A 12,466-nucleotide genomic window follows, 5' to 3' on the forward strand; every position below is an offset into this window, starting at 1 on the left:
ATCTGCAAATTAGTGAGAATGGATTCGGCCTGACCGTTATGGAAACCAGCTTTTGTTTGGGATGGCTTGTTTGGAGGCGAACCAGCCCGGACTGGCAGCGGGATAAGCCGCGCCGCCGGTCCGGTCTTGTAAGGCAATATCACAAGAGTGATATCAGATGCAGTTATCAGAAGTAGCTACTAAGAATAGCTACCGGAAGTGGCATTTAGAAACGGCATCAGAGGGACGCGTTGAAATCACGCACCTTGAGCGTGCGATGCGACGATTCGACATTGCCACGCACAATGCGCTGCAACGCGTTGTCGGTGTCGGCATGCGAAGCCAGCCAAGCATCACCGAGATCCATCAGCGTGGCCGGATCGGCATAGCTCGGATACAGGCCTTCCAGCAGAGCCTCAGCCATGTGGAAGGTCTTGTTCTGCCAAATCCAGTCGGCAACCTCGAAATACTTGGCCGCATACGGTTCAGCCAAGTCGACGCGCGGAGTGGAGGCGAAACCACGGGCCACGGATTCCAACTGCATGTTGGTCAGCTCATCGTTGTGCAAAGCCTCGTTCCAAGCCCATTCCTTGGCCTCCGCAATGCCTGCGACCGCACGCGCACCCAATGCGAACTCACGGTTCTCAGTGGTTTCACGCTTGGCGAGTTCCGCGTCGATGTCACTCTGGCCGATGGCGTTGATTGCGCTCAGCGCGTTGATGATGGTCCAACGGAAATTATTGTCGATCTCCAAGCCATCAAGCTTCACGGAACCATCGAGCAGACCCTTCGCATTCGCTTCGAAAGCGGCGTCGCCCGGCTCGCCATAACCCAAGTAGGCGGTGATCAGCTGGAACTGCTCGTCGGAACCGGCTTCGGCAGCCTGAGCCAGCTTGAACAGTTCGGCAGCCACATGCTCCACCACTTCGGCACGGTCGGCCGGAGCGGTGTAATGCCATGCGGTGGTGCTGACCTGCGCCAAAGCGTAACGGAACGTGGTGGACTCATGTTCCGTGGCAAGCGCAGCCAAAGAGGTTTCGATGAACTGCTTTGCCGGCAATTCGCCGTCGCGGGTCATATCCCAGAATGCAAGCCAAATCACGGAACGAGCCAACGCATCGTCGAAACGATACAGGTTCTCCGCAGCGAACTTGAGGCTCTTCTCGTCGAAGCGCAGCTTCGTGTATGTCAAATCGTCGTCATTCACCAAAATCAGCGCCGGACGTGCCTTGCCGGCAGCCGCTTCGACAATCGTCAGTTCGCCGTCAACATCAAGTTCGAACTGGTCGGTACGCACGATCTTGCCGGTTTCCGGATCCTCATTGTAGAAGCCGACAGCCAGACGATGCGCGCGCAGCACCGGATGCTCAGCCGAAGCGGACTGGCGCAACGCAAGCTGGCGAATCGTGCCATCCTCGTTTTCCTCAACTTCGGTGGCGATGGTGTTGATGCCGGACTGTTCAAGCCACTGGGCGCTCCACGCCTTGAGATCGCGGCCGGACGTCAACTCGAGTTCAGCCAGCAGATCGGCGAGCGTAGCGTTGGAGTACGCATGCTTGTTCAGATAATTGTTGATGCCCTTGAAGAACTTCTCACGACCCACATAGAACACGAGCTGCTTCAACACGGAAGCGCCCTTGGCATAGGTGATGCCGTCGAAGTTGACGTACGTGTCGTTCAGATCGTTGATCGGCGCGACGATCGGGTGGGTGGTGCTCAGCTGGTCCTGGCGCAGTGCCCAGCTCTTCTCGCCGGAGCTGAACGTGGCCCAAGCGTCCTTCCATTCCGTGGCTTCGGCAGTGGCGAGAGTGGACGTGAACTCGGCGAAGGATTCGTTGAGCCACAGGTCGTTCCACCACTTCATGGTCACGTAGTCGCCGAACCACATGTGTGCAAGCTCGTGCAGCACGGTGACCACGCGGCGCTCGGCATACGCGTCGGTGACCTTCGATTCGAACACGTACTGGTCGCGGATGGTGACCATGCCGATGTTCTCCATAGCGCCGGCGTTGTATTCCGGCACGTAAATCTGGTCGTACTTGGCGTACGGATACGGCACGCCCCAAGTCTTCGCATAGAAGGCGAAACCCTTCTTGGTGATGTCGAACAGGTAGTCGACATCCTTGGCGAACGCTTCGGCGAGCGCCTGACGGCAGTACATGGCCATCGGCACGGTGCGACCGTCTTCGTTGGCGTATTCGGTGTGCCATTCGGCGTACGGTCCTGCGCAGATGGCGGTGAGGTAGGAGCTCATGGTCGGCGTGGATTCGAACACCCACAGCTTGGTGGTTTCGGCTTCGTGCGTGCCGAGCGTGCCCTCTTCGGTAACGGTTTCATTGTCGGTCACGGATGCGGCAGGCATGTTGGAGGTGACGATCCACGACTTGGCTGCAAGCACGGAGAAATCGAACACGGCCTTGATGTCGGGCTGGTCGAACACGGCATACACGCGGCGGGCATCCGGCACTTCGAACTGAGAGTACAGGTAGATGTTGCCGTCGGAAGGGTCGACGCTACGGTGCAGGCCTTCACCGGTGTTGGAATACTGGCACAGTGCCTTGACGGTCACTTCGTTGTGCGCTTCGAGGTTCTTCAGTTCGATACGGCTGTCGGCGAACGCTTCGGCCGGATCGAGAGTTTCGCCGTTGAGTACGATTTCGCTCACTTCGGTGGCGATCAGGTCAAGGAAGCTGGTAGCTCCCGGCTCGGCGTCGAACGTGATGGTGGTTTCGGAACCGAAATTCTTGGCTCCACGGGTCAGATCAAGTTTGACCGTGTAATGAACCGGTGCTGCGATAACGCTTTTGCGTTCTTCCGCTTCGATTCGGGTGAGATTTGCTCCTGGCATGTCACTCCTTATTTGTGTTGAGATTCCTATTTATTGAATAGGAGACGGCGCAACCGGTTGTGCCGGTTACGCCGTCCTTCTTTTGATTATGTAATCAACAATTATTGACGATCTGTCGATATTTCAATATTATTCCAATATTGATTTCGCTGGAATCGGCGATATTGCGAAAAATATTGACTATCTGTCGATTCATCATTGCGCTGCGTTCAATCCCATCGCTTCGTCAACATCCTGTGCGATATCGGCTACGACCGGAACGATCATCGGCTTGCGATGCAGCTGACGTGCGACCCAGCTACCCAACGTACGACGCATGATCTGCTGCAACTTGTATGTATCGTGCGTGCCAGCCATCATCGCATCCTGCAATTGCTCGACGATCTGATGACGAACCTTGTCGAATTCGCTTTCGTCTTCGGCCACCGCGTTGAGATAGATCTTCGGACCTGCGACAACGTCAGCCGTTTCCGTATCGACGACGACGAAGCTCGACACGAAACCTTCCGTGCCAAGAATACGACGCTTCTCAAGCTCATCCTCGGTAAGTTCGCCAACGGAATCGCCATCGACGTACACGTAGCCGCATGGCACGGAACCGACAACAGCAGCTTGGCCGTGGTACAAATCGACCACATCGCCGTCTTCGGCAAGCACCACATTCTGCGGATCGACGCCCGTCTTGACCGCGATCATGCCGTTGGCCACCAAGTGACGGTTCTCGCCGTGGATCGGCATGGCGCACTTCGGCTTGACGATGTTGTACATGTACAGCAGTTCGCCCTCATTGCAGTGGCCGGACACATGCACGGCGGCATTGTCTCGATTGACCACACGAGCGCCAAGCTGCACCAGCTTGTTGATGATCTTGTACACGCCATGCTCGTTGCCCGGAATCAGGGAGCTCGCAAGAATGACCGTGTCGAATTCGTTGATGGTGATGTCGCGATGATTGCCGTCGGCGATACGGCCAAGCGCAGCCATCGGCTCGCCTTGGGAACCGGTGCACATGTAGACGAGCTTGTCGTCCTGCACATCATGGGCCTTCTTCAGGTCGATGACCGTGTCTTCCGGAAGTCTCAAGTAGCCCAAATCCGCAGCGATGGACATGTTGCGAACCATGGAACGGCCCACGAACACCACCTTGCGACCGTACTTGTGGGCGGCGTCGACAACCTGCTGCACACGGTGCACATGGCTGGAGAAGCTGGCCACGATGATCTTGCGCGTGGCCTGGGCGAACGCCTGATCAAGAGCTGGGCCAATGGTGGTTTCCGGCTTGACGAAGCCTGGAACCTCAGCGTTGGTGGAATCCATCATCAGCAGATCCACGCCCTTTTCGCCGAGCTTGCCGAACTCCACCAAATCGGTGATGCGATGGTCGAGCGGCAGCTGGTCAAGCTTGATATCGCCGGTATCGATGAGGCTTCCGGCCGGAGTCTGCACGAACACAGCCAGAGCGTCCGGAATGGAATGCGTGACGTTCACGAACTCAAGATTGAACGGACCGACCTTCAGCTTGTCACGACCCTTGACCTCAACCAGTCGCGGATTGATGCGATGCTCCTTGCACTTGGCTTCAACGAAAGCCAACGTGAGCTTGGAACCAATCAGCGGAATGTCGGGGCGGAGCTTCAGCAGATACGGCACGCCGCCGATATGATCCTCGTGGCCGTGGGTAAGCACCAGAGCCTCGACCTTGTCGAGACGATCCTTGATGTAGTGGAAGTCAGGCAGAATCAGATCGACACCCGGCTGCTCCTCTTCGGGGAAAAGCACACCGCAGTCGATGAGCAGCAGGTGGCCGTTGTATTCGATCACGTTCATGTTACGGCCGATTTCGCCCAGGCCACCAAGCGGCACGATGCGCATGGAGCCCTTACGGTACTTCGGCGGAGCGATCAACACGTCATCCTGCTGGGGCGCGGTGGTCTGCGGAGCAAGACGGGAATTTCGACGGCTTCCAGCAGAAGAGCTTGCCGCGCTGGAGTTCTTCGTGTTCTTTGCGGCCTTCACGTTTTTCGTGCTCTTCGAGCCCTTGGAGGAGCCGCTGCCGTTGCCGCGAGAACCGCCACGAACGGAACCGGACGCATCGCCCGCACGATTGCCACGGCCACCGCCACGGCCAGAAGACTTCGCCTTCTTGGAAGTCGTTTCAGCCTTGCTGACCTTCTCAGAGCTCACAGACTTCACGGATTGCACATCCGCGGTCTGCGTGTTTTCAGTGCGCTTGGCAGCTTTGCTGCCGCGCTTGTGCGTAGTTACTGTTTTGGTTTCTTCTATAGCCATTTCCTAGTTGGATTTCTATTACTAATTGTCTCCGCCTGTGCGGAAACGAGGAATTCAGTTAGTTTGCCGTATTACGGCAAACCCAGCAAACTTGTGATCGCAACAATGCCCGGAATCAGCGCAATCGCCGACAATCAAGCGCTTCGCAATCACAAGTTTCGCAATCACAAGTTCTTCAATTACAGCAAGCCGGAAGCGCGCATGCCATCTTCCGCGCGCTTGATCTCAGCCTCGCCCGGACCGACGTTCGGCAGACGCATCGTCGTGGAGTCGAGAATGCCACGCACCTTCAGCGAAGCCTTGGCCATAACAGCCTGGAAACCGTTGCCGTTCATTGCTTCGACCAGTGGAGCAAGCTGCACGGCAATGCGCTGAGCCCCATGAATGTCACCGCGGTCGAATGCGGCAGCCAAATCGCGCATCGGACCGGAAGCAGCATGTGCGATCACGGAAATAATGCCGACTGCACCAACCGAAAGGAACGGCAGGAACAGACCGTCATCGCCCGAATACCAAGTCAAACCGGTCTCCATACGCTTACGCACGGCACCCGCGATATCTCCAGTGGCGTCCTTCACCGCCTTGACGTGACCAAGCTCAGCCAAACGACGGTAGGTTTCCAACTGAATGTGCAGACCGGTGCGGCCAGGCACATCGTAAACGATAATCGGCTTGTCCGCGGAATCATTGACCGCCTTGTAGTGACGGAACACGCCTTCCTGCGACGGGCGCGAATAGTACGGAGCGACCACGAGCACCGCATCGGCGCCCGCCTCCTGAGTCTGCTCCACCATGCGCACGGTGTGGGCGGTATCGTTGGAACCCGCACCGGAGATAACGGGCACGCTCACCACATCCTTGACGGCCTGAACCAGCTCGACCTTCTCCTCCATGTGGGTGGTGGGAGACTCGCCCGTAGTGCCATTGACCACAAGGCCATCGGCACCATCGGCGACAAGCTGCTTCGCAAGCTTCTGCGCGGCCTCGAAATCAACGGAACCATCGGCCTTCATGGGGGTGACCATGGCCGGAAGAATACGTCCGAAAGGAGCAGGATCAAGAAGATGCATAGTACCGTCAGTCATAGTGCCAACGGTACTTCCCGCCACGGACGCCGAAGCGCCCGAGTTCGCGACCATATCGCAATATGAACTGCCTTCCAGAGACCAAAATCCCCCACCCGCTGGAACAATCCTCCCGTCAACCAGCCTCCCAGAGACCCAAAACCTCCAGTTAATGGAACAATCCTCCCGCTGCCAAGCCTCCCACAGTCCAAAATCCCCCAGCAAGTGGAAGAATCGGTACGCTTAGCCGCATACTCAGGGGGATTCAAGCCAAATGACTTCACGATTTTGATCTGGTGACCGCACGATTTCGGAATATCGCACGATTTTGCTTTCCTGACCGCACAACACTCCAAAACAGTGCGATCACCAAGAGGGAAAAGTGCGCCCACCAAAACAAACTCAGGCAAGGTATTGGGTGGGGTTCTGCTCGAACTTGGCGGCGCAGCCCGGGTTGCAGAAGTAGTAGGTGGTGCCATTGTATTCTCGGGTGGCTGCAGCGGTGGCCGGATCCACGCTCATGCCGCAGACCGGATCTTTGGCGGGCGCGCTCTGATTGCCGTTGGCAGTGTGGCCGCCACAGCAGGAGTGCGCGCCGCCCATGCCTTCCATACCCTCGTGCATACCTTCCTTCTTGGCCTTGTGATCACTGAACAGTCCCATGATGAATCCTTTCTGACTATGGTTGTTGTGATTATTATCGTTCGGGTTCGGCTGGCGAACCTGATACGTCTTATTTGCGGCACGCACCGCCTTGTCTGGATCGAACAGGCGCAGTCGGCTCGCGTTCGTCACCACGCATAGCGACGAGAATGCCATGGCCGCGCCCGCGATCATCGGATTGAGCATCATGCCGGTGAACGGGTATAGTACGCCCGCCGCAATGGAAATGCCGACGCTGTTATAGCCGAGCGCAAATCCAAGATTCTGCGCGATATTGCGCATGGTGGCGCGGGTCAAGTCGAGCGCATGCACCAAACCCATCAGCGAGCCATTCATCAATGTCACGTCTGCGGATTGGATCGCCACATCCGTACCGGTACCGATGGCGAATCCCACATTCGCGCGGGCAAGCGCCGGAGCATCGTTGATACCATCGCCGACCATCGCCACCGTATAGCCTTGCGCCTGCAGTTTCGCGATTTCGTCCGCCTTGTTTTCCGGGCGCACTCCCGCGATCACATTGCCAACGCCAACTTGATTTGCCACGGCACGCGCCGTCGTTTCGTTGTCTCCAGTGAGCATCACCACGTTGACGCCACGCGATTTCAAAGCTGCGATGGCCTGCTGCGAATCGGCTTCCACCGTATCCGCAACGGCCACGATTCCCGCAAGCTCGCCGTCGATTGCTGCGAGCATCGGCGTTTTCCCTTCCGCCGATAGCCGTTCCATGGTTGCGATAATGTCGTCAAGATCCTCGTTGCCGACACTCGGCATGGCCACGTCAAGATCGTCGATCAGATCGGTATTGCCGACCGCAACGTTGTACATTGCGGTTTCGGGAGAAGATATGGATAATTCGAAGGTCACGGAAGATGCAGAGGATTCGTCGGCTGCAACAGTCGGATTATTTGCAGATATTAACGGCAACGCGACGTGCGCAGTGACGCCCCGACCGGAAATCGCACGGAATTGCGTGGTCTCGCCTAACGTAAGATGCCTCTCTTGCGCGCCCGCAACAATCGCGGCGGCAAGAGGATGTTCGGAATCCCGTTCGGCACTGGCGGTAATCGCCAGCAGATCATCCGGCATTTTGCGCCATTTTCCAAGCGGAAACACGTCGGTCAACGATGGCTTTCCAGCGGTGATCGTGCCTGTTTTGTCAAGCACGACGGCATTGATTTTGCCGCAGGTTTCCAATGCTTCGGCGGAACGGATCAGCACGCCCATCTGCGCGGCACGACCAGTCGAAACCGTTACGGAAAGCGGCGTGGCAAGACCCAACGCGCACGGGCATGCGATCAGCAGCACCGAAACCGCAGCCACCAACGCATGCACCACGCGTGGTTCCGGCCCAAACGCAAACCACAACGCGCACGACCACACGGCAATCAGCACCACAATCGGCACGAAAATGCCTGAAATCTTATCCGCCATGCGCTGCACCGGCGCTTTTGAACTTTGCGCGGATTGCACCAATCCGATAATCTGCGCGAGCACCGTGTCTTTGCCGACTTTCGTGGCACGATACCGCAGCGATCCAGTGCCATTGATGGTGGCGCCGGTCACGGAACTGCCGGCCTGCTTCACCACAGGCATGGATTCGCCGGTAATCATAGATTCGTCAACAGCCGACGAACCAGCAATAACCACACCGTCAACAGGAAGTTGTTCGCCGGGGCGAATCGCAATAATATCTCCGACCGCCACCTGCTCGACCGGAATTTCCTCTTCAATTTCACCTCGTACCACGCGAGCGTTTTTCGGCTGCAATCCCGCCAACGCGCGCATGGCCTCTCCAGTACCGACACGAGCGCGCGCTTCAAGCAATTGGCCGACCAGCATCAGCGTAATAACCACACCAACCGCTTCAAAATACGGTTCGCGAGCATTCTCAGGCAGAATCTGCGGAATAAACGTGACCACGCACGAGTAGGCAAACGCACATACGGTACCCAGACTGACCAGCGCATTCATTTCCGGCGAACGGTGAATAATCGCCGCGAAACCACTGCGGAAAATCGGTAATGCGGCATAGCACATCACCGGCAGCATCAGCACAAATTGCACCCAATTCGGCATCGGATACAGCATCAACATCGTCGAACCGAATACTGGAATCGTAACGATGGCTGACACAATAAGACGCGCAATCAGCGTTCGCATCTCACGAGATTCGGAAGAATCGTTTGACGAATCAGAAGAATCTGAAGAAATATTGGAAGATTCAGCGGATTCATACGATTTTTCATCAACAACAGTTTGTTGCGATTGCATATGAACGTGAGATTCAGCAGTATTCGTGCTCTCTTCCGATTCCGAATGTTCTTTCGGCATTGCGGCATGATGTTTTCCCGGCACCACCCGTAATGTGCCATGCAGCATGTTCATGCCACATGCGAAACCGTACTCCCCCGGTTCGTTAGGGTGAAGCGTCAATGTCGTTGTGCGGAAAGCGGGCAATGCCAGGTCGACACCGAAATCGGAGAACACCACGTGCGACGAGCATTCACCGTCTTCTTTGCGATCGAATATCAATCGCAATGGCAAACCGGCCTCAGCTTCGATGATTGCCGGACTATACCCACCTTTGACTTCGACAACCGCCTCTTGCACGCCGTTATCGACACGAGCGCGAAATGCTTTGCGCGGCGCGAAGAAGAACCATAACACGGCTGCCGCCACAATGAACGCGACAATGACGGCAATCAAAGCCTGCATATTCTCACCAACCTTATTCACGTTCACGTCTCAATGACTATCATCACAATATACCCCTATAGGGTATATTTGCAAGAGAAAAGCGGTATCTTCAGCGGTAAGATCAAGATTTCAGCGTTACGAGGAGCAGCATCATGAACGCAACCCATCACGGATACGCGGACGACCAGAAGAAAATCATCGCGCGCCTCAACCGCATTGAAGGGCAAGTGCGAGGCATACGCCAAATGACGGAAAACGGCGAATACTGCATCGACATCCTGACGCAGATATCAGCCGTGAACAGTGCGTTGAAATCGGTAGCGCTGCTGCTCGTCGACGATCATCTCAACCACTGTGTCAAAGAAGCCATCGAAGAGGGCGGGGAAGTTTCCGAAGCGAAAATCGCCGAGGCAAGCGCGGCCATAGCACGCCTCGTGAAATCGTAGACCGCAAAACATGTCAATCCCCGATCCAGCAAGCGAAAACTCACCATCGCCGCCAAATCGGGGATTGTATGATCAGACCAAGTTCCAGACCCCATAGATTTACGAGGTAGATTTACGAGGTAGATTTACAGGTCGAGGAAGTTGTCGAGGCCGACGGTCACGCCTGGGTATGCGCCGGTGGAAACCTTGCGCACGGCCAGCAGCACGCCCGGCATGAAGGAGATGCGGTCGAAGCTGTCGGCACGAATGGTCAGCTGCTCGCCGTCATTACCGAACAGGGCCTCCTCATGGGCGTTAAGACCGCGCAGACGTACGGCGTGCACGTGAATGCCGTCAACCACCTGGCCACGGGAGCCGCCATCGGTTTCGGTGGCATCCGGCACAGGGCCAAGACCTGCGGCCTTGCGGGATGCGGCGATGCCCTGCGCGGTGTGGAATGCGGTGCCGGACGGAGCATCCACCTTGTTCGGGTGATGCAGCTCGATCACTTCAGCGGATTCGAAGTACGGAGCCGCAACCTTGGCGAAATAGTCGGCGAGCACGGCGGAAATGGCGAAATTCGGCGCAATGAACACGCTCTGGCCCTCGCGAGGCGCGGCAGCGAGCGCGGCACGCACCTGATCGAGCTTCTCGTCGGTCCAGCCGGTGGTACCCACCACCACGTCGACACCTTGCGCCACGAGTGCGAGCACATTGTCAAGAGACACGCTCGGCACGGTGAACTCCACCACCACGTCAGTGTTGCCGGGGGTGATTTGGGTGAGGTCGTCGCCGGCGTCAAGCGCGAGCGCCAATTCGGTGTCGGCCGCGTTGTTCACGGCATCGACCACATGGGAACCCATACGTCCTTTGGCGCCAACTACAGAAACCTTGATCATTGCAGCTCCTTCAAGCATGTCGCACGTACGAGCGTACGAACAGCATTTTCAAATCAGTCTCACTCATTCTACTGAGGAATGTTCCATTTACGAATGTAAAGAGACGCTTCGACGCGTCACCGCCCAGCCGATCAAGGCGAACGGAATCGAAGCGAGCACGAAAATCCATGGCAGCATCAGGCTTATGTCGGGGCTGAAATGGTCGAGCATGATTCCCGTGGTCATCGAACCGAATGACGCGCCGATGGTTCCCGCGGTGCTCACCCACGCGAGGCCTTCGGTCAGCGATTCTTCCGGCACGGTCTCCTTCATAACGAGATTGCCCGAAGCGAACACCGACGAAACGGTAAGACCCGTAAGGATTTCAAACACTCCCATCATAATCAGATTGCCTTGGCACATGTGAATGATGAAGAAGCCTACCGTTATGATCGCGAGGAACGTGATCATATGGCGCCAGCGGGAGCCCCTCAGCTCGCGCGTGCCGAAAAACAGCGCGCCTATGCACGAGCCGACCGCCAACATCGCAAGCTGCACACCAAGCAGGGAATCAAGATGCAACGCTTTCATAACGGCCGTCATCGACGTATCGAATGCGGTGAAACTCATGTTGAACACGATGAATACCATCAAAAGCGGAATCACGCCCGCATAGGTGAGCACATTGCGTTTCTTGCGATTGTCATTCGACTTCAACTGCGCGACGGTCAGTTTGTCTTGTTGTTTGTCTTGTTGCACGGAATTTGCGCCGCCATTATTTCCAGTATTGCCGTCAACCGCCAATCGCACGTCCGCATCGTCGGAAGATGCCGAAACAACAGTGATTTCACGTACTACCGGCGGTTGCGTGTCACGCAATGCGAAGAACACCGTGCCGCCGATCGCGCACGCAATCGTCGGCACAAACAACTGCGAAACGGGATGCACGGAAGCCGCCAGGAACGCGGCCAGAATCGGTCCGAAAATGAATACGATCTCATCGATGGCGGATTCCAATGCATACGCAGTGTTCAGCAATGAGCCGTTGCCGGTACGGTCAAGCACATACGTCCAACGGGTACGCACAAGCGCGCCGAATGAGAATTGCGTGAGCCCCATCACCACAGCCAAGGCGAACAGCAGTGGAATCGGCACGCGCACCAATGCCGCGAACGCAAAGCCAAGCATGGCGATGATTTGCACGACAAGCACCACCGATCCGACCTTGCGCTGGCCGAATCGGTCGAACAGTCGTGCGTACAGTGGCGTGACCGCCGCCGTGGAAAGCACATATGCCGCGCTCATCACGCCTGCGATCGTCCAATTGTCATACAAATGGTTGAGTGCGAGGATAATGCCAAGGCTCATCATCGACATCGGCAGTCGCGCCAAGGCTCCGGAAGCACAGAACGCTTTGGTTCCCGGAATGGAGAACAGTACGGAATATGGCGACTTCGGGATTTCGGTTGCGCTGGTGGCAGCCATGATTATCGCTCCTTAACTTTCGTTGCGTCCGGCACGTGTGCCCGCCCACACATGCTGCACGAGGGTAGCGGCGCTCCTCCACAACGCTGCCCATAGTGCGTTACCCTACGGGCAGGCTGGAAAGCGCCGCACGTT

General features: G+C 56.7%; 7 protein-coding genes. 1 reads left to right on the forward strand and 6 read right to left on the reverse strand.

Annotation, left to right across the window (positions count from 1 at the left end):
• Positions 1-217: 217 nt before the first annotated feature.
• From pepN to KSY55_RS07380, 4 genes are all read right to left on the reverse strand, one after another.
• Complete coding sequence (gene pepN, locus KSY55_RS07365) at positions 218-2,827, reverse strand: aminopeptidase N (protein WP_217749654.1); 2,610 nt, start codon at positions 2,825-2,827, stop codon at positions 218-220.
• A gap of 195 nt (positions 2,828-3,022) precedes the next feature.
• A complete protein-coding gene (locus KSY55_RS07370) occupies positions 3,023-4,843 on the reverse strand; it encodes a ribonuclease J (protein ID WP_368041974.1) in 1,821 nt (606 codons plus the stop codon).
• Positions 4,844-5,295: 452 nt separating this feature from the next.
• Positions 5,296-6,201 carry a 4-hydroxy-tetrahydrodipicolinate synthase gene (gene dapA, locus KSY55_RS07375; RefSeq protein ID WP_033524364.1) on the reverse strand — a complete coding sequence of 302 codons (906 nt, stop codon included), beginning with the start codon at positions 6,199-6,201 and terminating at the stop codon, positions 5,296-5,298.
• A gap of 381 nt (positions 6,202-6,582) precedes the next feature.
• Positions 6,583-9,561 carry a heavy metal translocating P-type ATPase gene (locus KSY55_RS07380; RefSeq protein WP_217749667.1) on the reverse strand — a complete coding sequence of 993 codons (2,979 nt, stop codon included), beginning with the start codon at positions 9,559-9,561 and terminating at the stop codon, positions 6,583-6,585.
• Between the two features lie 134 nt (positions 9,562-9,695).
• On the opposite strand from KSY55_RS07380, the gene KSY55_RS07385 reads away from it, so the two are divergent.
• Positions 9,696-9,989: a metal-sensitive transcriptional regulator gene (locus tag KSY55_RS07385; RefSeq protein ID WP_022245621.1), complete on the forward strand. Its 294-nt coding sequence runs from the start codon at positions 9,696-9,698 to the stop codon at positions 9,987-9,989.
• A 125-nt stretch (positions 9,990-10,114) separates the two neighbouring features.
• On the opposite strand, the gene dapB is transcribed toward KSY55_RS07385, so the two are convergent.
• A complete protein-coding gene (dapB, locus tag KSY55_RS07390; RefSeq protein ID WP_217749656.1) occupies positions 10,115-10,867 on the reverse strand; it encodes a 4-hydroxy-tetrahydrodipicolinate reductase in 753 nt (250 codons plus the stop codon).
• An 87-nt stretch (positions 10,868-10,954) separates the two neighbouring features.
• Complete coding sequence (locus KSY55_RS07395; protein ID WP_217749657.1) at positions 10,955-12,331, reverse strand: MFS transporter; 1,377 nt, start codon at positions 12,329-12,331, stop codon at positions 10,955-10,957.
• Positions 12,332-12,466: the final 135 nt, after the last annotated feature.

It is taken from the genome of Bifidobacterium sp. MSK.13.1 (assembly GCF_019131435.1).
Classification (GTDB): Bacteria; Actinomycetota; Actinomycetes; order Actinomycetales; family Bifidobacteriaceae; genus Bifidobacterium; species Bifidobacterium pseudocatenulatum.